The 23,395-nt window shown below is 62.2% G+C and carries 20 protein-coding genes and 1 tRNA gene; 13 read left to right on the plus strand and 8 right to left on the minus strand.

Features of this window, described 5'->3' with window-relative positions:
* The first annotated feature begins 2 nt into the window (after positions 1-2).
* From mglC to NE609_RS02160, 6 genes are all read left to right on the plus strand, one after another.
* Complete coding sequence (mglC, locus tag NE609_RS02135; protein WP_121586025.1) at positions 3-1,244, plus strand: galactose/methyl galactoside ABC transporter permease MglC; 1,242 nt, start codon at positions 3-5, stop codon at positions 1,242-1,244.
* Between the two features lie 262 nt (positions 1,245-1,506).
* Positions 1,507-3,123 (plus strand): response regulator transcription factor, encoded by a 1,617-nt coding sequence (locus NE609_RS02140; RefSeq protein WP_101552107.1) that lies wholly within the window; start codon positions 1,507-1,509, stop codon positions 3,121-3,123.
* Positions 3,116-4,927, plus strand: a complete 1,812-nt coding sequence (locus tag NE609_RS02145; RefSeq protein WP_121586026.1) for a cache domain-containing protein — start codon at positions 3,116-3,118, stop codon at positions 4,925-4,927. Before NE609_RS02140 ends, NE609_RS02145 begins: the two co-directional genes overlap by 8 nt.
* Positions 4,924-5,889: a substrate-binding domain-containing protein gene (locus NE609_RS02150; RefSeq protein WP_121586027.1), complete on the plus strand. Its 966-nt coding sequence runs from the start codon at positions 4,924-4,926 to the stop codon at positions 5,887-5,889. The genes NE609_RS02145 and NE609_RS02150 overlap by 4 nt, the downstream gene beginning before the upstream one ends.
* Before the next feature lie 41 nt (positions 5,890-5,930).
* On the plus strand, positions 5,931-6,989 hold the full coding sequence (locus NE609_RS02155) for a galactose ABC transporter substrate-binding protein (RefSeq protein WP_101552113.1): 1,059 nt from the start codon (positions 5,931-5,933) through the stop codon (positions 6,987-6,989).
* Positions 6,990-7,044: 55 nt separating this feature from the next.
* Positions 7,045-7,121: transfer RNA gene (locus NE609_RS02160), tRNA-Val, on the plus strand.
* A gap of 100 nt (positions 7,122-7,221) precedes the next feature.
* On the opposite strand, the gene NE609_RS02165 is transcribed toward NE609_RS02160, so the two are convergent.
* The 6 genes from NE609_RS02165 to NE609_RS02190 all read right to left on the minus strand — a co-directional run bounded on the left by NE609_RS02165 (position 7,222) and on the right by NE609_RS02190 (position 13,389).
* The gene (locus NE609_RS02165; protein WP_256151552.1) at positions 7,222-8,433 is read right to left on the minus strand and encodes a CynX/NimT family MFS transporter; all 1,212 of its coding nucleotides are present in this window, start codon (positions 8,431-8,433) and stop codon (positions 7,222-7,224) included.
* A 71-nt stretch (positions 8,434-8,504) separates the two neighbouring features.
* A complete protein-coding gene (locus NE609_RS02170; RefSeq protein WP_256151553.1) occupies positions 8,505-9,458 on the minus strand; it encodes a transketolase family protein in 954 nt (317 codons plus the stop codon).
* Positions 9,455-10,312 carry a transketolase gene (locus NE609_RS02175; protein ID WP_121586029.1) on the minus strand — a complete coding sequence of 286 codons (858 nt, stop codon included), beginning with the start codon at positions 10,310-10,312 and terminating at the stop codon, positions 9,455-9,457. Before NE609_RS02175 ends, NE609_RS02170 begins: the two co-directional genes overlap by 4 nt.
* Positions 10,313-10,327: 15 nt before the next feature.
* Positions 10,328-10,879, minus strand: coding sequence for a hypothetical protein (locus NE609_RS02180; protein ID WP_101552123.1), 552 nt, complete (start codon positions 10,877-10,879; stop codon positions 10,328-10,330).
* Between the two features lie 33 nt (positions 10,880-10,912).
* On the minus strand, positions 10,913-12,322 hold the full coding sequence (locus tag NE609_RS02185) for an MFS transporter (RefSeq protein ID WP_256151554.1): 1,410 nt from the start codon (positions 12,320-12,322) through the stop codon (positions 10,913-10,915).
* 35 nt (positions 12,323-12,357) lie between these two features.
* A complete protein-coding gene (locus tag NE609_RS02190) occupies positions 12,358-13,389 on the minus strand; it encodes an alcohol dehydrogenase catalytic domain-containing protein (protein ID WP_256151555.1) in 1,032 nt (343 codons plus the stop codon).
* 436 nt (positions 13,390-13,825) lie between these two features.
* Here NE609_RS02190 and NE609_RS02195 point away from each other — a divergent pair, with 436 nt between their 5' ends.
* The 3 genes from NE609_RS02195 to NE609_RS02205 are packed head-to-tail and all read left to right on the plus strand — an operon-like array spanning position 13,826 to position 17,233.
* Positions 13,826-15,376, plus strand: coding sequence for a helix-turn-helix domain-containing protein (locus NE609_RS02195; protein ID WP_242970899.1), 1,551 nt, complete (start codon positions 13,826-13,828; stop codon positions 15,374-15,376).
* Positions 15,373-16,389 carry a zinc-binding dehydrogenase gene (locus NE609_RS02200; protein ID WP_256151556.1) on the plus strand — a complete coding sequence of 339 codons (1,017 nt, stop codon included), beginning with the start codon at positions 15,373-15,375 and terminating at the stop codon, positions 16,387-16,389. The genes NE609_RS02195 and NE609_RS02200 overlap by 4 nt, the downstream gene beginning before the upstream one ends.
* A 7-nt stretch (positions 16,390-16,396) precedes the next feature.
* The gene (locus NE609_RS02205; protein ID WP_256151557.1) at positions 16,397-17,233 is read left to right on the plus strand and encodes a sugar phosphate isomerase/epimerase; all 837 of its coding nucleotides are present in this window, start codon (positions 16,397-16,399) and stop codon (positions 17,231-17,233) included.
* Positions 17,234-17,333: 100 nt separating this feature from the next.
* Here NE609_RS02205 and NE609_RS02210 read toward each other — a convergent pair whose 3' ends face one another.
* Positions 17,334-17,996: a GntR family transcriptional regulator gene (locus NE609_RS02210; RefSeq protein WP_101552136.1), complete on the minus strand. Its 663-nt coding sequence runs from the start codon at positions 17,994-17,996 to the stop codon at positions 17,334-17,336.
* Between the two features lie 95 nt (positions 17,997-18,091).
* A complete protein-coding gene (locus NE609_RS02215; protein WP_101553270.1) occupies positions 18,092-19,297 on the minus strand; it encodes a LeuA family protein in 1,206 nt (401 codons plus the stop codon).
* A gap of 430 nt (positions 19,298-19,727) precedes the next feature.
* Between NE609_RS02215 and NE609_RS02220 the strand changes: the two genes are divergently transcribed.
* From NE609_RS02220 to NE609_RS02235, 4 genes are read left to right on the plus strand one after another with little or no spacing between them, the layout of a single operon-like run.
* Positions 19,728-21,083 carry an amidohydrolase family protein gene (locus NE609_RS02220; protein ID WP_256151558.1) on the plus strand — a complete coding sequence of 452 codons (1,356 nt, stop codon included), beginning with the start codon at positions 19,728-19,730 and terminating at the stop codon, positions 21,081-21,083.
* Between the two features lie 21 nt (positions 21,084-21,104).
* Complete coding sequence (locus NE609_RS02225; protein ID WP_256151559.1) at positions 21,105-21,950, plus strand: MBL fold metallo-hydrolase; 846 nt, start codon at positions 21,105-21,107, stop codon at positions 21,948-21,950.
* A gap of 22 nt (positions 21,951-21,972) precedes the next feature.
* Positions 21,973-22,353 (plus strand): RidA family protein, encoded by a 381-nt coding sequence (locus NE609_RS02230; RefSeq protein WP_101552142.1) that lies wholly within the window; start codon positions 21,973-21,975, stop codon positions 22,351-22,353.
* Between the two features lie 45 nt (positions 22,354-22,398).
* Positions 22,399-23,379: a hypothetical protein gene (locus tag NE609_RS02235; RefSeq protein ID WP_256151560.1), complete on the plus strand. Its 981-nt coding sequence runs from the start codon at positions 22,399-22,401 to the stop codon at positions 23,377-23,379.
* Positions 23,380-23,395: the final 16 nt, after the last annotated feature.

The raw sequence follows: 23,395 nt of genomic DNA on the forward strand, positions 1-23,395 counted from the left end.
GAATGCAAGGAAAGATCGTCCCTCGCGCGAAATTTTCCCTTGGCTTCATCATTGGCGGCGGCGTTTTGATCGTCATCGGTTTGCTCCTGCAATTCGCCGTTGACCTGTCCAAGGTGATTTTTGACCTGCCGGTCATCATGATCGGCCTCGGCGTCATCGTCGCCATCTACGGCGGCATCCAGTATTCCCGGCGCGCCACCCTCGGCGACGTCACGTTCTCCCAAAAAGCGGCGAAAGCCTTCCTGACCAACTACGCGATCATCCTCGCGCTGCTCGTGCTCGTTGTGATCATCTGCATCAAGGAGCGCCGGTTCATGCAGGTCCGCGTTATCCTCGATATCCTGTCGATCTCCTCCACGAGGCTGATCATCGCGCTGGGTATCTGCTTCACCCTTCTGATCGCGGGCACCGACCTGTCCGCCGGCCGTATGGTCGGTCTGGCGGCGGTCATCTCCTGCTCGATGCTCCAGACGGCTACATACGCCAACCGCTTCTACCCCGACCTGCCGCAGGTCCCGATCATCCTGCCGATCCTGCTCGCGATCGTCGCCTGCATGTTCTTCGGCACACTGAACGGTTTCCTCGTCGCGAAATACGACATGCACCCGTTCATCGCAACGCTGGCCGTCCAGGTTATCGTCTACGGCGCAACTTCCCTCTACTTCGATATGCCTCCCAACAACTCGCAGCCTCTGGGCGGCATCCGCTCCGACTTCTCCGCCCTCGGTCTCACCAAGCTCGGTGAAATCAGGAACGCGGCCGGACAGGTCGTCTTCCCCGGCATCTCGATCCTCGTCCCGATCGCCCTCGTCGTGCTGGTGATCATCTGGTTCGTGCTCAACAAGACGGTCTTTGGCAAGAACGTCTACGCCATCGGCGGCAACCGTGAAGCGGCGGTCGTTTCGGGCGTCAACGTCTTCAAGACCATCATGGGCATCTTCATCCTCGCCTCCGCCCTCTACGGCGTCGGCGGCGTTCTGGAGGCCGCCCGTACTGCGGGCGCCACCAACAACTACGGCAACGGCTACGAGCTCGACGCGATCGCCGCCTGCGTCGTCGGCGGCGTCTCGCTGAACGGCGGTATCGGTAAGGTCGGCGGCATCGTCTCCGGTGTTCTGATCTTCTCGGTCATCCAGTACGGCCTGCAGTTTATCAACATCTCCCCGATGTGGCAGCAGGTCATCAAGGGCATCATCATCGCCGTCGCGGTCGCGATCGACATGGGCAAATATCGCAAGAAATAATCCTAACCGTTTGGTTTCCCAAAAAAAGGGCCGGCTTTTCAAGTCGGCCCTTTCTTTTTTTGGAAGAAAATGATATAATGCTAGTGATTATCAGGGGAACAATACTGTGTATCCTGCACAGAACCCCTTCCGGCGCGCACGACGCGCCCTGTTTTCCCACTGCAGCGGGGGCCGGCGCGAAGGGCCGCCCGCCTGAAAAGCCCTCCCGCCGGGGAGGTTTTGCGGCCGCGGGCGGGGACCCGCCGGCCGGAAGGAGGATTCCATGTCCCTGTACCGCGTTATGCTTGTCGACGACGAGGAGGAGATCCGCGACGGGATCCGGCGCAAGATCGACTGGAAGGGCAACGGGTTCGAGCTGGTCGCCTCGGCCGAAAACGGCCAGGAGGCGCTCGAGCTGGCCGAGCAGCTCCACCCCGACGTCGTGATGACCGACATCAAGATGCCCTTCATGGACGGGCTCACCCTCGGGAAGCGGCTGTGCGAGCTGATGCCCGACACCAAGCTCGTGATCTTCTCCGGCTTCGACGACTTCGAGTACGCCCAGAAGGCGATCCAGATGGGCGCCGCCGAGTACATCCTAAAACCGATCAACGCCGCCGAACTGACGGCGGTTTTGCAGCGCCTGAAAAGCCAGCTCGACGCGGAGTTCGCCGAAAAGCGCAACATCGCGTTGCTGCGCCAGCGCTACCAGAGCAGCCTGCCGCTGCTGCGCGAGCAGTTCTACGCCCGCCTGCTCGACGGGCGGATTACCGAGCGCCGCGCCGGAGAACAGGCGGAGCAGTACGGCATCGACCTGTCGGGACGGTACTGGGCGGTCGTGCTCACCCATTTCGACAGCGACACGCCGGAGGACGCGCCCATCCGCCAGAGCGAGCTGCTTCCCCTCTCGGTGCGGCAGATCATCGACGAGAACCTCGGGCGGCGGTGCTGCTTCAAGAGCACTCTCTACAACGACTCGGTCGCGGTCATCGCCAGCTTCGACGAGCGCGGACAGGTGCTCGCCCTCATCGACGGCATGAACCAGGTCTGCAAGCTAGCCAAGCGGTTCCTGCGCCTGACGCTGACCGCGGGGGTCGGGAGCCTGTGCGAGTCGCTCGCCGATCTGCATTTTTCGGCCGAGGGCGCGCGCAGCGCGCTTGACTACCGGGTGCTGATGGGCTCGGGGCGCGCGATCTACATCGACGACGTCGAGCCCGACCCCACCGCGCAGCTCCCCTTCGACGAGCAGGACAAGCGCGACCTGCTCGCCGCCATCAAGCTGGGGACCCCGGAGAATATTCGCCACGCCGTCGACCGCTGCGTCGGGCGGTTCAAGGAGGCGCGCCTGCCGATCGGGCAGTACCAGCTCTGCCTTATGGAGATGATGGCCGAGCTGCTCAAGGTCATCCGCACCTACCAGCTCGACGCCTCCAAGGTGTTCGGGCGGGATTTCGACAACGGCTTCGCCCTCACGAGCTTCGATTCTCTCGACGAGCTGGGCCGCCGCCTGACCGAGATGTGCCTGACGATCTCCACAATGATCCGCCGGGAGCGCACCAACTCCTCCAAGGAGATCGCCGAGAGCGCCAAGCAGTTCATATCGGAAAACTACCAGAGCCCCGACATCTCGGTCGAGATGCTCTGCGACCATTTGCACGTCTCCCCCGCCTACTTCTCCACCCTCTTTAAAAAGGAGACGGGCATGAGCTTTGTGGCCTACCTCACGCAGGTGCGCATGGACGAGGCGGTCAAGCTTCTTTCGACCACCGAGGACAAGACCTACGAGATCTCGCTTAAGGTCGGCTACACCGAGCCGAACTATTTCAGCTACGTCTTTAAAAAGCAGTTCGGCATGTCGCCGACCAAATACCGCAGCAGCCAGGGGGCCGCACATGATTGACGCCATTCGGGAGTGGTTCCGGCGCGTCACCAAGTCCTACCAGAAGCGCAGCATCCAGTACATGATCTCGATCTCCTTTACGATCGTGGCGATGGTGGGGATGATCTTCCTGGGGCTGACCCTCTACCTGCGCTTCGCCACCTCGACCGAGCAGATGGTCAAGGAGGACAACCGGCGTGTCATCGAGCAGGTCAACATGAACCTCGACACCTACCTGCGCAATATGATGCGCGTCTCGGACGCGATGTATTACCGCGTCATCAAGAACGTCGACCTTGCGGACGAGACGATTGACGCGCAGATGAACCTGCTCTATGAGACCAACCGTGACCTGCTCGTCAGCATCGTGGTGGTGGACGACGAGGGCGGGCTCGTGGCCGCGTCCCCGCTTTCAATCCTGAAAAAGACGGTCCAGCCCAACGAGCAGGACTGGTTCGTGCGCGCGATGGGCAAGATCGAAAACCTGCACTTCTCCACCCCGCACGTGCAGAACCTCTTCGAGGACCCCGACTACCGCTACCGGTGGGTGGTCTCCCTCTCCCGCGCCGTCGAGCTGACCAGCAGCGGAAACGTCCGCCACGGCGTGCTGCTCGTCGACATGAACTTTTCGGGCATCGAACAGCTCTTCAAAAACGTCCGCCTCGGCGGCAGCGGCTACGTCTACCTCATCGACAGCGAAGGGGAGATCATCTACCACCCCCGTCAGCAGCTGCTCTACTCCAACCTGCTCGAGGAAAACAACCACGCCGCCGTCCACTACGAGGACGGCAACCACGTGGAAACCTTCAACGGCCGGGAACGGGTGGTCACTGTCAAGACGGTCGGCTACACCGGCTGGAAGATCGTCGGCGTGACCCCGATGGCCGACATCACCGCCGACTACTACCACATCCGAACCTTCGCGGTCTTCATCATCTTCTTTACGATGTTTCTGATGGTGTTCGCAAACCTCTTCGTCTCGTCGCGCATCGCCAACCCGATCAAGGCGCTGGAAAACTCGGTCAAGGAACTGGAAAAGAACAATCTCGACGTCAACATCGCCGTCGGCGGCTCCTATGAGATCCAGCACCTCGGCAAGACGATCCGCCGGATGGTGGGCCAGATGCGCCAGCTGATGGAGGACATCGTCGTCGAGCAGGAGGCCAAGCGCAAGAGCGAGTTCGACGCGCTCCAGAGCCAGATCAACCCCCATTTCCTCTACAACACCCTCGATTCGATCGTCTGGATGATCGAGAACGAGCGGTACGAGGAAGCGGTCACGATGGTCACCGCGCTCGCGCGGCTCTTCCGCATCAGCCTGTCCAAGGGCAGGACGGTCATCCCGGTGAACGACGAGCTCGAGCACGCGCGCAACTACCTGACCATCCAGAAGATGCGCTACAAGAACAAATTCGCCGTCTCGATCGACGCCGCGCCCGAGACGCTGCGCCTCGAGACGATCAAGCTGATCGTCCAGCCGCTGTTGGAAAACGCCATCTACCACGGCATGGAGTTCATGGACGGGGACGGCGAGATCCGGGTCCGCTCCTACGTCGGGGAGGACGGCGATCTGTACATCGACGTCGAGGACAACGGCAGCGGCATCCCCGAGGAGGTCTGCAGGACCCTGCTGACCGACGAGACGCGGGTGCGCTCCAAGGGGTCCGGCATCGGGCTGCGCAACGTCAACCAGCGCATCCAGCTGCGCTACGGGGAGGGCTACGGCCTGACCATCCTCAGCGAGCCGGACGTGGGCACCACCGTGCGCATCCACCTGCCCCGCCACAGCTACGACGAGGCTGTGAAAGGAGGGGATGTGAAATGACGCAGCGAAAGATTCTCGTGTTTGTGCTGCTCCTGTCCGCGTTCGCGATCTCCTTCGCGATCCTCACCTTCGACGTGCTCGGGGAGGAGAAGGTCCCCGAGGTCTACGACGTCTCCCTCATCGTGCGGGGCAAGACGGGAGAGCAGTGGGAGAGCATCAAGCAGGGGGCCGACCAGGCCGCCAGCGAGATGAACGTCGACCTGAGCTTCATCACCTTGTCGGAGGAGAACAACCTCTCCGAGCAGATCTCCCTGATCCAGCGCGAATACGACAGCGGCGTGGACGCGATCGTCCTCGCCGCCGCCGACAGCAACGGCTTGGTCAGCACGGTCGAGCAGGTCTCCGAGAACATTCCGGTGGTCTGCATCGAATCGACCGTCAACAGCGCCGCGGTCAAGTCCTATATCTCGGCGGACAACTACGCCATGGGGGTCCAGCTCGGCCAGGAGATCGTGCGCAGCGGCAACGCCCGCAAGCGGCTGGCCGTCGTGGAATCGAGCGCGCAGTGCAGCAACGTGCAGCAGCGGCGCGCCGGGCTCATGAGCGTGCTCGACGAGATCGGCGGCGAGGTAATCAGCTGGACGCTCCCCGACGAATCGTCGGAGGCCGCCCGGACGCTGGCTCAGGAGCTGCGGCCCAAGTCGGTCGACGTGGTGGTCACCCTCGACGTCACCGCGCTCGAGGCGGCCGCGCAGGCGGTCATTGACGAGCAGGCCGATTACCTCACCCTCTTCGGCATCGGCTCGACCGGCAAGGTCGCTTCCTATATCGAGCAGGACATTGTCAACGCCACAATCGTGCAGAACGATTTCGGCATCGGATACCTGGGGGTCAAGGCGGCCGTCGATTCCCTCAAGAAGCGGCCGGTCGCGCCGGCCACCGTCGTCGAGCACCGCATGATCAACTGGAAAAACATGTACGACCCGGAAAACCAGCGGCTGCTCTTCCCGTTTATCCGCTGAACCGGCGCCCCGGCGGGGACCCGCAAGAAGGAGGTTTTCGCATGAACACGCTCTGGAAAAGGACGGCGCTCCTGTTGTCCGCCGCGCTCTGCCTGACGCTTTTTTCCGGCGGATGCAGCGATTCGGACGACAGCCAGAACCCCGACCTGCGGCAGATCAAGATCGGCATGACCGTCTACCGGCAGGACGACACCTTTATCTCCACCCTCAGCGGGTATTTCCTCGAGACCGCAAAGGCCCGCGAGTCCCGGGACAAGGTTAAGATCTCCGTCAATGTGATGGACGGCAAGGGCAACCAGGGCATCCAGAACGACCAGGTGGACAAGTTCCTCTCGCAGGGCTACGACGTCATCTGCGTCAACGAGGTCGACCGCACGGCCGCCTCCGTCATCATCGACAAGGCCAAGTCCGCGAACATCCCCATCGTCTTTTTCAACCGCGAGCCGGTCGAGGAGGATATGCAGCGGTGGGACCGCGCCTACTATGTCGGCGCCATCGCCAGCGAATCGGGGGTCCTGCAGGGACGGATCGTCTCCAACCTCTTCAACCAGAACCCCGAGCTGGTCGACCGCAACGGGGATGGCAAGATCCAATACGTCATGCTTGAGGGGGAGCCCGGCCACCAGGACGCCGCCATCCGCACCGAATATTCGATCAAGACGGTGACGGGCGCGGGCATCAGCGTGGAGAAGCTCGCCAACGACACCGCCAACTGGCAGCGCGCGCAGGCCTCCGCCAAGATGGGACAGTGGCTGAAGGACGAGGAGATCGGCCCCCGCATCGAGGTGGTCTTCAGCAACAACGACGATATGGCGCTCGGCGCGATCGACGCCTACCGCGCGGCGGGCATCGAGGATCTGCCGGTGATCGTCGGCATCGACGCAACGCCCCCCGCCCGCGAAGCGATCAAGGAGGGGACGCTGACCGGAACCGTGCTCAACGACGCCAAGGGACAGGCCGAGGCGATCTTCGAGCTCGCCTATGCGCTCTCCACCGGGCGGGACGTCAAGGAGGCTGTCCCCCGGCTGGAGGGGCAGTATGTCTGGCTTCCCCACCGCACGATCACGATCGGGAACGTCATGCAGGAGTTCGACGACTGAGTGCAAAAAAGGGCTTGCCTTTCCCCGGACGATGTGCTATAATATCACTTGTCTCGGGAGCATAGCTCAGCTGGTTAGAGTGCCTGCATCACACGCAGGAAGTCCAGGGTTCGAGTCCCCGTGTTCCCACCAGATCAAACCGGCCGGTCTTCTGACCGGCCGGTTTTGTTTTGCCGCAAATTTGCCGCCCGGTGCGAAAAGCCTTGCGTGGAGGTCCCGCGCAAGGCTTTTTTCATGCGCCGCGCCGGCGGCAGAGGAGGGCATACAGCCCGGTCCCGGCCAGCGCGGGAAGCACGAAGAGGCAGAAGAGGGCGAGCGCGCTCCGGATGCCGAACCGCGCCTGGAAAAAGGAAAACATGCCCGGGACGCAGACGGCGGCGATCCCCCCAAGGCCGCTGTAGATCGCGACCGCCCCGCCCATCAGCCTCGGCGTCATCCCGTCCATGTTCATCAGGGCGGTCACCGAGACCGTCCCCCAGCCGTTGAAGCAGAACCCCAGCAGCAAGATGCCGCCGTAGATCCCCGCGTGGGACGGAAAGAGCGCGGTCCCCGCGGCGCCCGCCAGCACCAGAAGCTCCAGCGCAAGCAGCGGGATGTGGACGGCGCGCAGCCGCGTGAAGAGGGGGCCGCACAGCAGGCATCCGGCCAGCCCCGCCACGGAGATCATGCCGGTCGCCGTCCCGGCTGCCTGCAGGGAGAACCCGCGCGCCTCGGCGAGAAAGGAGGGCAGATAGGAGGAGTAGCCCGTGTACAGGATCGTCAGTCCGCCCATCGCGGCGGCCATGCACCACACCTTCGGGAGGCGCGCCGCCTGCGCAAGGCTGGCGGGCGCCCTGGACGGCGCGCCGGCCGCGAACGGCGCGTGGGCGGCGTCGAACAGGATGAAAATGCCCATCCAAGCCGCGGACACGAGCGACCAGAAGAGCAGCGTCCCGCGCCAGGAGTGGAAAAAGCGGTAGAGGGGCACGGTGACCGCGTAGGCGGCCGCGATGCTCAACGCGTTTACGGCGGCGTTGATCGTGTTGATCAGCCCGCGCCGGGCGGGCGGAAACCGCTCCGTGACCAGGACGCCCTGCGCCCCGCTGCCCAGCCCGTAACCGATCCCGCTGAACGCGCGCCCCACGAGGACGAGCGGGTAGCTTCTGCAAAAGAAGGCGAAAAGGCCGTCGAGCGCGAGGCAGCCGATCGCGATCGCCATCGCGCGGCTGGCGCCCAGCCGGTCGATGACCCTGCTCCCGACGAAGAGGGAGATTCCCATCAGGACGGTGACGATAAAGAGCAGCTGCCCGCCCTGTTGGTACCCGATGCGCATATCGTCCATGATGACGGTCATCAGGGGGGACGGCGTGAGCCAAAGCTGGTTTCGCAAAAAGCTGGCGCCCGCGAGGAGCAGCAGCAGGCGGGCCTCCCTCCCCGTGAGGAGCCCGGCGCGGAGCTTATCCAATGGCGTTTCCCCCTTCTCACAAAATGGAGGCGGGCGGTCTCCCGCCCGCCTCCATCTCCTGCGGCGGTAAATTAAAGCAGCGCCTTCATTGCCTGGTAGAGCCCGTCGGCGTCCATGCCGTTGCGGGCGTAGAGGAACTCCGGCGTCGCGATCGGGACGAACTCGTCCGGGCATCCGCGGATGGCCAGCTTGCAGGTGATTCCCGCCTCGGCGATCGTGGAACCGACCAGCTGTCCCAGTCCCCCGTTGATGTTGTGGTCCTGCGCGGCGACCACGCGCCCCGTCTTCGCGGCGGCGATGACCGCGTCGCGGTCGAGGGGCTTAACGGTGTGCATATCCACCACCCGGATCTCTCTGCCGAGCTCCTCACGGATCCGTTTCGCCGCTTCCATGGCGAAGTGGACCATGATGCCGGTGCAGACGAACGCCCCGTCGTTCCCCTCGCGGGGGATCAGAGCCTTGCCGATCTCATATTTGACGTCCTCCGCGTACAGGGAGGTGGTGGCCTCGCGGCCCAGCCGGATATAGACCGGCGCGTTCAGCTCCATGGCCGCCTCAAGCACCTTTACCATCTGCGCCGGGTCGCCCGGTTCGATGACGGTCATGTTGTTGCAGGCCACCATCAGCGCCGAATCCTCCAGTCCGCAGTGGGTGCAGCCGGAAGCGCCGTTGGAATACCCGGCGCCGTTGCCGATGATGATGACCGGCAGCTTGGTGTAGCAGATGTCGGTGCGGACCTGCTCGTAGCAGCGCATCGAGGCGAAGGGCGCGAAGGCGAAGGTCAGCGGCTTGAAGCCCTCATGGGCGAGCCCGGCGGCGGTGCTCATCAGGCACTGCTCCGCGATCCCCACGTTGTAGCAGCGGTCGGGGAACGCCTCCTTGAACGCCTGAATGCGGGAGGAGGTGTCCACATCCGCCGTCATGGCGAGCATGTTGTCGTACTTTTTGCCCAGCTCCGCCAGGCATTTTCCGACGGCGTCCCGCAGGCTGGTCATTACTTCCATATTCAGCGTCATTCCGCTCATACGGCCGCACCCCATTTCTCTTGATAAGCGGCGGTCAGCTCCGCCTTCGCCTTTTCCCAGTCCTCCGTATTGACGCCGCCCGCGTGCCAGGAGGCGTTGTTCTCCATAAAGCTCACGCCGTGTCCCTTGGCGGTCTTGCCGATGACGATGGTCGGCGTGTCGCTGGACACGTCGGGGAGGCGGTCGATCGTGTCGATGATCGCGTCCATGTCGTGGCCGTCGATCTCCACCACATTCCAGCCGAACGCCCGCCATTTGCCGGCAAAGGGCTCGAGCGCCATGTATTCCTCGGTGGGGCCGTCAAAGGAGAAGCCGTTGCGGTCGGCGAACACGACCAGGTTCCCCAGCTGGTACTGGTGGGCGAACATCGCGCCCTCCCAGATGGAGCCCTCCCCGCACTCGCCGTCCCCGATGACGCAGTAGACCCTGCTCTGGGAGCCCTTGCGCTTGAGGGCCGCCGCCATGCCCGCGGCCACGGGCATCCCATGCCCGAGCGAGCCGGTGGAAACGTCGACATAGGGGTTCGCCAGGTTGCAGGAGTGCATGCCGAACCGCCCGAAGTCGGTGGCGTATTCCTTGTAGATGTCCTGGACGTCGTAGCAGCCGATGGCCGCCTGGCTGAAGGATGTGACGGCCGCCGCGTGCCCCTTGGAGAGGACGAAACGGTCCCGCCCGTCCCAGTGGGGGTTCTCCACGTCGTAGCGGATGGCATACTGCCAGAGCGCGGTCATCATATCGCAGACCGACAGGTCGCCGCCAATGTGGATCATCGTCTGGTGGCACAGGTCCAGCAGACGCAGCTTGGTGTCCAGAGAGGCCTTTTCCAGCCTCCGGACCAGTGATTTCTCAGCCATAAAAGATTTTACCTCCTAACATGATCCGGCCGCTTCAGGCCGGTTTTCCGCTTTGTCCTGGCCGGTCCACCGGCGCAGGACAGCGGCCTGCCGTTCGTCCGGATGAAAGGCCGCGCAGTAGAGGGTCCCCTCCTGCCGGTAATAGAGCCGGCAGGCGCTCCGGGAGGGAAGGACCGTGAGGCGGTAGGAAGCCGAGGGCTTCCCATACGCCGCGCAGCGCTCATCCGGCGCGGCCAGATAGAGCATTTCGCCGCGCAGGACCCGCTCGTAAATCCGCGACTTTTTGCCGCAGAGCCGCTCAAAGGTGAGCGACTCCGCGGGGTAGCCGCTCCCGCCCCGCTCGGCCACCGTATAGCGAAAGAGACGGAAATAGCAGTGGTGGCTGAGCAGGAACGCGGCGGCCAGAAAGACCGCCAGCAGCGCCTGCGCCGCAAAGAGGGCCGCCTCCGGAAGGCCGGTTTTCAGGAGAAAGCCGCGCAGCCCGAACGCCAGGACGAGCGGGAAAAAGGTGACGAACAGGTCGGTGTTCTTGGAGCGTTCAAAGCGCTGCACGTCGGATTGATACATTGGAAATCCTCCTTTTCCTCCGGCCGGACGGGGTCACTTCCCGGCGGCGGCTTTGCGTTCGGCCTCCCAGACCGGGCGCTGTTCGTTGAGGGTGGCGACCAGCTTATCGAAGTTCGCGTAGTCCAGTTTGTACCAGATCAGCGAGACAAGGGCGATGATGCAGAAGATGGTCGGCAGGATCCACTTCATCAGGTCGAGCGCAAGAATGACGTTGGAGGGCTGGTCCGCCGCGTTCGGCACATAGCCCACCAGGTCCAGGATCCACACGGTCCCCGCGGTGCCGATCGTGATGCCCACCTTGTTCCAGAAGGAGGAGAGGGTGTTGAGGAAACCGTCCATCCGCTCTCCCTTGGTGATGAGCTCGGAGTATTCGATCGTATCCGGGACCATGCCGTAGATGAGCGACATGTTGGCGCCCGCGAAGTACTGCACGACAATTCCGAGGAAATACATCACCCCGATGTTGACCGTGTTGCGGAACAGGAAAAACTGCAGGGTGAAGAAGACCGCCTGCGCGACGTAGGTGATGCCGATGGCCTTGCCCTTGTTCCGGAGCTTGTTGCTCCAGAACTGGGAGGTGAAGCAGCCGAGCATCGAGGGCACCAGCGTGATCAGGGAGTAGGTGGCCAGCGGGTTGGTGTCGCCCACCACGTACTTGAACCAGTAGGTGTTGATCGCGCCCACGCCGTAGAGGGAGAAGCCCTGGGCGAGGAACATGATGCAGACCATCATGAAGGGGACGTTTTTAAAGGAGAGCCGCAGCTGCCTGAAGATGGACATCTTGACGCCCGTGTTGGAGGGCGGGATGACCTCCTTCTGCACCTTCGCGCCGAAGATCTGCATGGGGATGCAGAAGACGGCAAAGATGACGGCCAGGTAGAAGTAGCCCATGCCGGGGTTTTTGCTGGAGAGGACGGGCTCCGCGCGCACGACCAGCTGGGTCATCGCCGTGGAGCCTATGTAGGCGAAGAGCAGCCGGTAGGAGGCCAGCGACCCGCGCTCCGCCGGGTCCTGCGTGACGACCGCGTTGAGGGAGCCGTAGGTCAGGTTGACCATCGTGTAGAAGAGCACCACCAGCGCGTAAAGGGCGCAGACGTAGACCATCTTGGTCGGGAGCGCCCAATCGGGGTGCGGCCAGAAGAGCAGCGCCGTCGTGATGAAGAGCGGCGCGGTGCCGAAAAAGATCCACGGCCGGTAGCGGCCCCAGCGGGTGCGGGTGCGGTCGGCCAGATAGCCGACGATGGGGTCGTTGATCGCGTCCCAGAAGCGGCACACCAGGAACATGATGGACACATAGCTCGCGGGGATCAGGAAGGTGTCCGTCAGATAGATCGCCAAAAAGGAGCTGATGTAGGACCAGCTGAAATTGTTGGCCGTGTCGATCGAGCCAAACGCGCATTTTTTCCAGACTGGGAGCTTGACGTAATATTGTTTGTTGTCCATACTTCGCCTCTTTCCTCCTTAACACACACTTGTCGCTAGTCGAACTTGATCAGGGACTTGATGGTCCGCCCGTCCATCTGGGCCTCGAACGCCTGCTCGAAATCCTCCGCCTCGAAGACGCACCCGTCCACCAGGATGGGGTCCAGCTCCAGCACGTTGGCCAGCGCCACGCTGCGCGGGAAGGCGTAGGGGGACTGGAACACGCCGCCCACGATCTGGATCTCCTTGAAGAACGCCTGGAAGAGGTTCAGCTTGTAGTCGTAGTCGCTGCGGTAAAGCGCGGCGAAGAATTCCAGGGTGCCGCCCTTGCCCACCAGCTCCTCGATGCCGTCGCACGCCCGCCAGCTTCCGGACGCCTCGATGACCACGTCGAATCCGCGTCCGTCGGTGATCTTCAGCGCCTCCTCCTTGCGGTCCTGGCCCACCGGGTCGATCACATATTCCGCGCCCAGCTTTTTGGCCATCTCGCGCTTCATGGCGATCGGTTCGATCACCGTCAGCTTGGTGGCGCCGGAGCGTTTGGCCAGCTGGGTCATCAGCATCCCCATGGTGCCGCCGCCCGAGATCGCCACGGTCGAGCCCACCTTGATGCGCGCCAGGTCGATGCCGTGCAGGCAGACCGAGATCGGCTCGATGAGGGCGCCGCGCTTGAGGTCGCAGCCGCCGACCAGCTTGTGGACCGCCTGCTCCCGCACGACGAGATAATCGGACATGGCGGCGGAGGAGCCGGTCATATTCACGCAGAACTGCTCCTGCCCGTTGCGGCAGTAATAGCAGCTCCCGCAGTGCTCGTTGTAGTAATAGGTCACCTGGTCGCCCACCTTGAGCCCCTTGGCGGTCGCGGCCGGCCCGAGCTCGGTGATGACGCCGGAGGCCTCGTGCCCGATGGGCGTTCCGTTTTCCTTGTCGAACAGGAAGTCCAGTTCAGCGCGTTTGAAATGCAGGTCGGAACCGCAGACGCCGCAGTAGGCCACTTTGATTTTAACGTCGTCCGGCCGGGTGATCTGGGGCTCGGGAATGTCGAGCATCTTCAGGGTTCCGTTTCCGAAATAACGAATACTGCGCATAATGCACTCCTCTTTTCTACAATTGATGTGGTGGATGGCTTTTCTAAATCATATTATAATATCAACAAAAAATAGGCGCATTGTGTTTTCCATTTTGGTCGAATTTGTTGTGCAGTTTTATGCGGACGGGCGGTCCGCCGGGGAAGTCCGGTATCCGATTTGGAAAAAGGTTCAATTTTTTTACTTCAAATGGACAGAATCCTTTTCTAGAGAGGTCCGCGGAGCGGTCAATATTTTGCGGCGGTCAGAAGACCGGCGGGAAAAAGTCCGCAAATTCTACCACTTTCGGGGAATCGCCCAAAAAGGGGAAAAAACATTTGCTTTCGCGCGGAAAGTAGGATATATATTTAATATAACCTTCTGCGCGGGCGCGCGAAAAAGGTTGTTTTTTTGTTTTCACAACGGAGAGGGGGCGGCGGAGATCCATACCGTGCTGATGATTTCGACCCAGTATTCCCAAATCCAGTACCTCAGAGGGATCCTCCAGAAATATCCCGACAAGTTCCAGCTCGGCGGGACCGCCGACAACAGCGTCCTCGGCATGAGCCTGATTGAATCGACCCAGCCCGACCTGGTCATCATGCCCGCCTACATGAACTTCTGGAACGCGGAGGACCTCATCAACTACCTGCTCCCCCGCGGCATCTGCCCGACCTTCCTGCTTCTGAACGACGAGCCCGGGCTCTCCCTCGGCGCTCCCGTGAACTCCCGGGTGGCGGCCGTCTTCCCGACCGAGCTTCCGCCGGAGGAGGACCTTTTGCAGGCGCTCTGCGCCGCCGCCGAGCAGCACGGGCGGAAGAAGCGGGAGCCGCCGGCGCGCGAGCAGCACGACCAGGCGGTGCAGCACAGCCTGGAGGTCATGGAGCTGCTGATGGGCCTGATCCCGCTGCGCACCGGCGAGGCGCAGGTGGAGTTCGGCCGCCTGCGCGTGGGGCGCAGCGACTGCTGGCAGCTTCTGGGAAGCCCGAAGCCGCGCAACGACGAGCCCTTCAATTTTTTCAGCCAGATCGACAGCCTGGAGGCGGTGCTCCACGATCTCTTCGCCGTTCTGGAGCCGGTCGGCAAATGCGAGCTGTGCGTCTACCGGGAGAGCAACCTCTGCATCCTGTTGGCGGAGGGGCAGGACGAACCCGACTGGGAACGGCTGATCGGAAAGATCAATCTCGCCCTCGCCCCCTACAGCATCCCGCCGCTTGCCTTCGAGATCTCCGACGTGCCGCTCCCCATAGAGCGCTGGCACAGCCAGTGCAAGGACCTATTGCAGCTCCGGCACAAACGGTTCTTCTTCTCCCCGCCCTTCTTGCAGCCCAAAACCGTCCGGGCCTACCAGTCCACGGCCACCCAGGGACAGGTCCGCGACCTGCTGAGCGTCCTCTCCCTCGCGCTGCAAAACCTCGCGCGGCCCCAGCTGGTCTCCTCGCTGGGCTCGTTGGAGGCGCTGGTCTGCCACGACATGTCCACCGACCTCTATTCCTTCGTCACCACGCAGCTGTCGGTCCAGTACAGCCGCCTGCGCTACAACTTCGGGCTGACCGGTTCCGACGACGAGTTCGCCCTGCGCATCCGGCAGTTCTCCAGCGCCCACGAGGCGTTCGAGGCGTTCCGGGAGCTGTTTTTAAAGCTCTACGACCAGCTCTGCAACGAAAACCGGAGCTCCAACCAGCTGATCATCGAGGTCACCAGCTTCATCAACCAAAACCTCGGCGAGGAGATCAGCCTCGAGCGCGCGGCCGGGCACGTCCACATCAACGCCACCTACCTCAGCCGGCTCTTCAAGCGGGAGACCGGCAGCTCGTTCAGCGCCTATGTGAACGAGCGGCGGATCCAGCGGGCGATGCAGCTGCTGGAAACCCCCTACAAGATCATCGATATCGCCGGGATGGTGGGGTTCGACAACGCGAAATACTTCAGTCAGGTATTCAAAAAGCAGGTCGGCAAGACCCCGCAGCAATACCGGACGGAATTACGAAAGGCGGGAGGCATATGAAATCACTTCGGATGCGCCGAAACCGGGAGCTCTATTTCCTGGGTCTGCCCGACCCTCCCGATCCGGGGCCGGACGAGGTGCTGGTGCGGATGAAATATGCCTCCATCTGCGGGTTCGACATGATGATGCTGAACGGCAAGGCGGCCTACCCCAAAAACGGCGTTTTGGGGCACGAGGGCTCGGGGATCATCGAGGCGGTCGGCAAGCGGGTCTCCCCGGCGGAGTTCAAGCCCGGGGACCGGGTGGCGATCAATCCGTATACCTTCTGCGGCCAGTGCGACGCCTGCCGCAGCAACCAGCCGAATTTCTGCATCAACCCGGGCGGCCGCTCCGACCTGATGACGGAATACATCTCGATCGACGCGAAGCAGGCCTTCCTGCTGCCCACGGAGGTCTCCCTGCCGGCCGGCAGCCTGATCGAGCCGCTGATGATGGCCATGCACGCCATCTCGAAGGCGCGGCTCGACTGGGGGAAGAACCTCATCATCCTCGGCGGCGGCGCCATGGGGCAGATCATCCTGAAGCTGGCGCGGCAGTATCCCCTGGGAAAGATCGTGGTCGTCGAGCCGGTGGCGGCCAAGCGGGAGATGGCCAAACGGTTCGGCGCGGACGTGGTCCTCGACCCGAGCGGGTGCAACCTGGTGACCGAGGCGCTGCTGCTGAACGGCGGAATGGGGTACGACGCGGTCATCGAGGCCTCCGGCAGCCGCGGCTCCGCCCAGACGGCGCTCAACATCGTCGCCCGGGGCGGTTCGGTCGTCTATTTCGGGCTCTACGGCATGGATTTCAATCTCGAGGTCAACCTCTTCAACCTCTACTGGAAGGACGCAACCATCTCCTGCGTCTGCGTCCCCAGCGGCTACTTCCCCTCCGCCATCGCCATGGCCGGCAGGCTCAGGCTGGAGGAGGTCGTGACCGGGCTGTTCCCCTTTTCACAGGGAATCCAGGCCTTCGCCGAGAAGGCAAGCGGCGTCCACGCCAAGGTGATGCTGCAATTCGATGAGGAAGGATGAGTCAAGGATGCTGCACCTCTCCCCTTTTTGGTTCTGTACCAACAGCGTGCCCGGCGACGATCTCATACCGGCGCTGGACGCCGCCAGGGAATTCGGGTTCTCCGACGTGGAGCTCTCCGCCATCGACGGCATCAGTGAGCAGATCGTCGCGGAACGGGTCTGCGACGAGTATGTCGCGTGGGTGCGTGCCCGGCTGGAGGAGCGCGGGCTCCGCTGCGTCGCCGTCTCGGGGCACTGCGACCTGACGAACGACCGGCAGTTCGCCCGGTTTTTGAAGAAGCTGGAGTTCGCCGGGAAGATCGGCGCGACGCGGATCAACACCCGGTGCGGCCCCGCGTGCCGGACCGTCAAGTTCCGCAAAAACCTCTCCCGGGCGGTCGAGGCCGCCGCGCCCTACCGGCTGCGGATCAACCTGGAATCCTACGGGGACATCGTGGGCACCGCCCGGGAATGCGGCCCCATCTTTCGGGAGATCGGCCATCCGTCCGTCCGCTACAACTACGACCCCGGAAACAACTACCGCTTTGCGCGGGGGGAAATCTCCATCGCAGACGACATCTGCGAAAGCCTCGAGGTCCTCGACTGCCTGCACCTCAAGGACGCCCTGCTGCGGGACGGCTATATCTACAACCCGCCCATCGGCCAGGGGGAGGTGGGGTACGCCGCGGTTTTTTCCGCGCTGGAAAAGCGCCGCCCCTCCATTCCCTGCGGGCTGGAGGTGCCGCAGAGCTTCCGGGTCCGCGCGTCGGATTTCGCGACCGAGCAGTTGACGCCCGCGCCGGAAGAGGTGCGGCGGGCAATCCGCGAGTCGCTGGATTTCATCGCCCAAAACTGCGTGGTCTGACACGGCCGCCCGCGGGCGGCCCGAGAGCGCCGAAGCAGCAAAAAGCCTTACGCAGAAAACCTGCGTAAGGCTTTTTTCATGCGGAAAACCGCGCGAAAGATCACGCGCCGCGGGAATCGTCCAGCCGCTCGCGGCTCAGGAACACGGTTTCGGTCCGCTGTTTATGCAGGCGGACATACTGCTCCACCTGATCGTACTGCCGCTCCTCCAGCAGCCGGATGATCTCCTCGTGTTCCCGGGTGGATTCCTGCATGCGGTTTGGGTCCACGGCGAAGACCGACCGGGTGATGCTCCACTTCCGCCAGAGGTCCTGGATCATATTGTACAGCTCGGTGTAGGGGGTCGCTTCGTAGATGCTCATGTGGAACTTCACGTTGAGCTCCGAATATTTCGGGTAGTTCCCGGCGTCAACCGCCTTTTTCATCTGGCCGTTGAGGCTGCGCAGCTTTTTCAAAAGCGCCGGCGTCACATAATCGATGCTCAGGCGCGTGGCGTAGCCCTCCAGCACGCTTTTGATGCGGATGATCTCCAGCAGCCGGTCGATGCTGAACGCGCACACCGTCGCGCCCTGGTTCGCGCTGATCTTGACATACCCCTCGCTCTCGAGGCGGCGAAGGGCCTCCCGGACCGGGATGTCGCTGACGTTGTTCTGCCGCGCGATCTGGCTGATGACCAGCCGGTCGTCCTGCCGGTAAACGCCCTTGGCGATATCCGTCATCAGGAGATCGTAGATGATGTCGACTTTGCTTTTATATTTTTCCATGAAGGCTTCTCCTACCGCTGTTATGGGATCCTGTTCTCCACCGCTATTATAGCAGAATTTGCCAAGCTAGTTCAATAGCCTTATTTCCCGCGCTTTTACTGATAATTCCTGAGAAGGGCGAGGAACTCCTCGTCGGTGAGAGCGCGCTCCTTTTGGATCCCCAGCGCCTTGACGTCGCCGAGCAGGGCCCGTTTCCGGTCGTCATCCAGCGTGACTCCCAGCAGCTCCAGCTTCTTTCCGATCGAGAGCATGCCGCTCTTTTTCCCGAGGATGAGCCGCGGCTGTTTCCCGAGGAAGGCGGGGTTGAGGGCGAACATCGCGAGCGGCGCGCTGAAAAGCGTATCGGCGCCGATCCCCGACTCGCGCGCGAAGATGTCCTTTCCCACGATGGGCTTGTTGCGCATGACGGGGATTCCGCTCTTCTCCGCCACATAGTCCGATAGCCCCTGCAGCTTCGAAAGATCGATGCCCAGGTCCTTTCCCAAAAGGATCTGGATGACGCAGACGATCTCCTCCAGGGAGCAGTTCCCGGTGCGCTCGCCCAGCCCGTTGACGCAGCAGTGGACGGTGTCCGCCCCGCACAGCACGGCCTGCAGGGTGCTGGCCACCGCAAGGCCGAAGTCGTTGTGGGTATGGATCTCGATGGGAAGGCCGCCGGTCCTCTCCCTGATGTAGCGCATCATGGTGGCGACGGCGCCGGGCAGCGCGCAGCCCATGGTATCCACAAGCCCGATGGCGTCGGGCCGCGCGTCCCCCCGCAGCGAATCCAGCAGCAGGTCGAGGTCGTCCTCGTCGGCGCGGGTGGTGTCGTAAGGAAAATAGATCACCTTGAGGCCCAGCTCCCTGGCCTTACGGATGGAGGCCACGCTGCTGTCGATGACGCGCCGGATATCCCATTTGAACTGCAGTTCCAGCTTCGGCCGCCCGATCGGCACCTCGAGCACGATGCCGTCCACGCCGCATTCCTTGCAGAGGATCAGGTCGGATTCGAGCGCCCGCACGAATCCGAAGATCTCGGCCTTGAGGCCCCGGCGCTTGATCTCGGCGATGGCGAGCTTATCTTCGTCCGAAACGGCGGGCATCCCGGCCTCGATGCGTTGAACGCCGGCTTCGTCCAGCAGCTGGGCGATCCGCACCTTTTCCTCTTTGCGCAGCACGACCCCGGGGGTCTGCTCCCCGTCGCGCAGGGTGGCGTCGTGAATTTTCAGGTTGTCGGATATGTGATGTCCCGCCACCGTCTCCGGATCGAAATTGTAGCCGCTTACCCAGTAGTTCTCGTTTTTCCATAAGCGCGTGTCCATATTTACATCATCCCTTTCCTTTTTCTCGAGCATGGACAGGAGGACCGCCAATCCGTCCCTCCCGCGGTTCCCCCACAGGCGTCCAACGGTTTCCTGTCGTTGATTATTATATATGATATATGATATTTGGTTTATGCGCAACTGAGATTTTGCCTAAATCTCGCTCCGCATTCTTGTGAATATCCGATAAATAGTCGGGGTTTATCAGCCTTTTCTCACGGAATTCCCGATCATTTTATCCGGAAATCTCTAATTTCAACAAAGATAAAGTCGGATTTTTAGTCAATCGAATCATTGACATAATCATATATAATATATAACATAGAAGCAACGTGAAAATCCCCGGCGAGCAGGCGCCGCGGCGGCGGACGCCGCCCAAACGCTGCGGACCAGGTACCAAAAAAAGCGGGAAGGAAGGCAATGCGAAGTGGTGGATTTACGAATAGAAAACGGAACCCTGGTGATCCCCGAGGAAGGTCTGGTGGAGGCGGCCGTGGCGATCGACAACGGCAAAGTCGTGGGGATCGGCGCCCCCGGCTGCCTCCCGGAGGCAAAACGGACCATCGACGCGTCCGGGAAATACGTGATGCCCGGCGTCATCGACCCGCATGTTCATCTGGGGACGAACCCGGAGCAGTTCTCCAGGCTGGCCGTGAGCGAAACAAGGGCCGCCGTGATCGGCGGCGTCACGACGGTCGGCTGCTACCTGCGGGACCAGGGCAGCTATTTAAAGTCGTACAAGGACTATCTGGAGACCATCGACAACGGGATCTACTCCAATATGTGCTTCCACATTCAAATCAGCACCGAAGAGCACCTGAGCGAGCTGCCCGCCTACGCCGCGGAAATCGGGTCCACGACCTTCAAGTTCTACATGTGCGGGAATCCCGGCATTGTCGAAAGCGCCGACGACGGCTTCATTTACGCCGGGTTCCGGAAGGTGGCCGCCCTGGGGAAACGGGCGATGGCGTCCGTCCACGCGGAAAACGAGCGCATCATCGACCGGTGGACGCGGGAAGCGATGGCGGTCAAACAGGACGGGAACCTTCAGGACTGGCAGGACACCCGCCCCGCGATCGCCGAGGAGGAGGCCGTCATCCGCGCCGCACGCCTCGCGCAGGAGGCCGGGGCGAGGCTGTATGTGGTCCACATCACCTCGCAGGCGGCGATCGAACGGATGCGCCTGCTGAAAAAGGAAAACAAAAACCTGTACGCGGAGGTCACCTCGGCGCATCTGGGGCTGAATACGCAGGACCCCATCGGGATGCTGGCGAAGATGATCCCGCCGATCCGCGAAAAAAAGGATTCGGACGCCCTGTGGCGAGGGATCCGCGAGGACGTCGTCGACACCTTCGGGACGGACAACGTGACGCGGACCATCGCGGACAAGCGCCTCGACCAGGGGATGTGGGGAAGCCGGACGGGCTACGCGGTCCTCGGCACCCACCTGCCCGTGCTGATCAGCGAGGGATACCACAAGCGCGGCGTGCCGCTGCTCGATATCGTCCGGAAGGCCACGATGTCGCCCGCCAAAATTTTCGGGCTCTATCCGCGCAAGGGGACCATCCGGGTCGGCTCGGATGCCGACATCGTCATCCTGGATTTGGACAAGGAGCAGCAGGTCGATCCCGCGAGGCTCGGGTCCAGCAGCGATTTTTCCATCTTCCAGGGGAAAACCCTCAAGGGGTGGCCCGTGATGACCATCGTCAACGGCAGGGTCGCGGCGGAGGACGGCCGCCTGGCGGAGCAAAAAGGAAACGGCAGCTATCTGTTCCGGCATCTGTGATTTGGCTTGGAGGCGCGGTCAATGCAATTAACAAAGAACATATTTGTGGAAACCAAAATCGGGGGCTGCAACGTGGGCTACGTCCTCACCGGCGGCGGGATCATTCTGATCGACTCGCCGCAGCGCCCCACGGTCGCCTGTGAATGGGCAAGGGAAATCGCGTCCAAGGGGGAGCCGAAGTACCTGATCAACACGGAATGCCACCGGGATCACTTCACGGGCAACTGTTTTTTCAAGGTCCCGGTGATCGGGCAGGAGAAAACCCGGGAAGGAATCCTGTCCGTCCCCAAAAGAGATATTTTGAGCCGTGTGGCCGTCATCGACCCTGAGGGATATCCCCTCGTCGCGGAAAGAGAGCCCAACCCGCCGTCCATCACCTTTTCCGACCGGCTGACGCTGCACTCCGGGAGGCACACCATCGAGCTGATCCATCATCCGGGCCACACGATGGGACAGACGAGCGTCCTGATTCCGGAGGAGCGCGTGCTCTTTACGGGCGACAACGTGTTTTATAAGACGCAGTCCTTCCTCCATTCGGGGGACATCTACCTCTGGCTGGAGTCGCTGTCGGAAATCGAAAAGCTCGATGTGGATTATATCGTCCCCGGGCACGGGGAGGTGTGCGGCAAATCGTATCTGCGGGAGCAGCGCGCGTTTATCCTGGAGTGGATCGACCGGGTGAAGGAGGCCGTCGAACGGGGCTGGACCAAGGAGGAGGCGATCCGGGGGATCTCCTTTGCCGACCGGTATCCCATGTCCCCGGGGACGGAGGACCTGATGCAGAAGGTGCAGAAAAACAACGTTTCCTACCTATACGACCTGTTAAAGCCGGAACGGGGAAACTCCCCGTCCGTCCCATCATTTTGAATCTCGCGGAGGTGAAAACAGAGTGAAAGAACTGGTGGTCAGCAAAAACGTATTTGTCACCGACGATTTTTCACAGGCAATGAAAGTGGGGGATCTCCTTTACCTTTCGGGGATCACGGCGCGCAATGAAAAGGGAGAGATCCTCGAGAAAGACTTTGAGGCGCAGACGGTCCGGATATTCAAAAACATCGAAAGCATCCTGAAGGAAGCCGGGGCGGTTCTGGACGACGTCATCAAATTCACCGTGTACCTGAAGGACATCAACAACTTGGGCAAATTCCGGGAGCTCCGGAACCAATTCTTTTCGGCGCCCCGTCCCCCCAGCACGGCGGTCGAGGTGACCGGACTGGTTCCGGGCGCGATCGTGGAAGTGGAAGTGATCGTGGATTGCGGAAAGCGGTAACGGATTCGCCGCGCACGCGCGCGGTCTGCCGGAGGGAGGAAGCGTATGGCGGATGACATCAGGCTGACTTTGGCCTGCGGCGACTATGACCGCACAAGGCCGCTGTGGGACGGTTCCGTGCATCCGGAAGGGATTGCGCTGGACTGCGTCGTGCGGGAGCCGAACGAAATCTTCCGCAGGATGTTGAAGGACGAGGAATTCGACGTCTCGGAGATGTCGCTTTCCAACTACATCATGGAATGCGGCAAAAGCCCCCGCCGGTTCGTGGCCATCCCGGTTTTCCTCTCCCGCGCGTTCCGGCACTCAAACATCTATATTCATAAACCGTCGGGAATCCGGGAGGCCCGGGATCTTCGGGGGAAGCGGATCGGCGTTTCCGAATACCACACCACCCTGGCGCTCTGGCTCCGGGGGATCCTGCGGGAGGAATACCAGGTCTCCCCGGAGGAGGTCGAATGGTTCACCGGCGGCGTCGAGGGCCCCGGCCCCGACGACAGAATGGGGGATTTCGCGCCGCCCCCGGGGGTCAAAATCCACAGGATTCCCCCCGGCAAGTGCCTGAGCGGCATGCTGGAGGACGGCGAGATCGACGTCCTGCTGAATCCCCGCAAGCCCGGCTGCTTCGACGGCCGGAAAATCACGCGGCTGTGGGAGAACTACCGGGAGATGGAAACGGATTACTATGCCCGGACCAAAATCTTTCCGATCATGCACGTCGTCGTCGTCCGAAGGGACGTTGCCCTGAAGTACCCCTGGGCGGCCCGGAGCCTCTGCAGCGCCTTCGCCCGGGCGAAGAAAATCGCGCTGGGGAAATTGACCGGGATGGGCACCCTGCCGGTGACCCTGCCCTGGGCGTTTTCCGAGGCGGAAAAGGCCATGGAGCTGATGGGAAGGGACTATTGGCCGTACGGGGTGGAGGCAAACCGGCACGTGCTCGAGACGATGCTGCGGTACGCCAAGGAGCAGGGCCTGTGCCTGCCCCGGATCACGGTGGACGACCTCTTTCCCGTAACGATCGCCGAATGACGCCCGGCGCTCGGAT

Origin of the sequence: Anaerotruncus sp. DFI.9.16 (genome assembly GCF_024461615.1) — a bacterium.
Classification (GTDB): domain Bacteria; phylum Bacillota; class Clostridia; order Oscillospirales; family Ruminococcaceae; genus Anaerotruncus; species Anaerotruncus massiliensis.

Coding starts and splice junctions, on each gene's coding strand:
- NE609_RS02210 (WP_101552136.1), bottom strand. CDS start 17,996: ATGGAAAAATATAAAAGCAAAGTCGACATCATCTACGATCTCCTGATG.
- NE609_RS02200 (WP_256151556.1), top strand. CDS start 15,373: ATGAAATCACTTCGGATGCGCCGAAACCGGGAGCTCTATTTCCTGGGT.
- NE609_RS02170 (WP_256151553.1), bottom strand. CDS start 9,458: ATGAGCGGAATGACGCTGAATATGGAAGTAATGACCAGCCTGCGGGAC.
- NE609_RS02175 (WP_121586029.1), bottom strand. CDS start 10,312: ATGGCTGAGAAATCACTGGTCCGGAGGCTGGAAAAGGCCTCTCTGGAC.
- NE609_RS02150 (WP_121586027.1), top strand. CDS start 4,924: ATGACGCAGCGAAAGATTCTCGTGTTTGTGCTGCTCCTGTCCGCGTTC.
- NE609_RS02190 (WP_256151555.1), bottom strand. CDS start 13,389: ATGCGCAGTATTCGTTATTTCGGAAACGGAACCCTGAAGATGCTCGAC.
- NE609_RS02215 (WP_101553270.1), bottom strand. CDS start 19,297: ATGGACACGCGCTTATGGAAAAACGAGAACTACTGGGTAAGCGGCTAC.
- NE609_RS02180 (WP_101552123.1), bottom strand. CDS start 10,879: ATGTATCAATCCGACGTGCAGCGCTTTGAACGCTCCAAGAACACCGAC.
- NE609_RS02140 (WP_101552107.1), top strand. CDS start 1,507: ATGTCCCTGTACCGCGTTATGCTTGTCGACGACGAGGAGGAGATCCGC.
- NE609_RS02235 (WP_256151560.1), top strand. CDS start 22,399: ATGGCGGATGACATCAGGCTGACTTTGGCCTGCGGCGACTATGACCGC.
- NE609_RS02185 (WP_256151554.1), bottom strand. CDS start 12,322: ATGGACAACAAACAATATTACGTCAAGCTCCCAGTCTGGAAAAAATGC.
- NE609_RS02225 (WP_256151559.1), top strand. CDS start 21,105: ATGCAATTAACAAAGAACATATTTGTGGAAACCAAAATCGGGGGCTGC.
- NE609_RS02155 (WP_101552113.1), top strand. CDS start 5,931: ATGAACACGCTCTGGAAAAGGACGGCGCTCCTGTTGTCCGCCGCGCTC.
- NE609_RS02195 (WP_242970899.1), top strand. CDS start 13,826: ATGATTTCGACCCAGTATTCCCAAATCCAGTACCTCAGAGGGATCCTC.
- NE609_RS02145 (WP_121586026.1), top strand. CDS start 3,116: ATGATTGACGCCATTCGGGAGTGGTTCCGGCGCGTCACCAAGTCCTAC.
- NE609_RS02205 (WP_256151557.1), top strand. CDS start 16,397: ATGCTGCACCTCTCCCCTTTTTGGTTCTGTACCAACAGCGTGCCCGGC.
- mglC (WP_121586025.1), top strand. CDS start 3: ATGCAAGGAAAGATCGTCCCTCGCGCGAAATTTTCCCTTGGCTTCATC.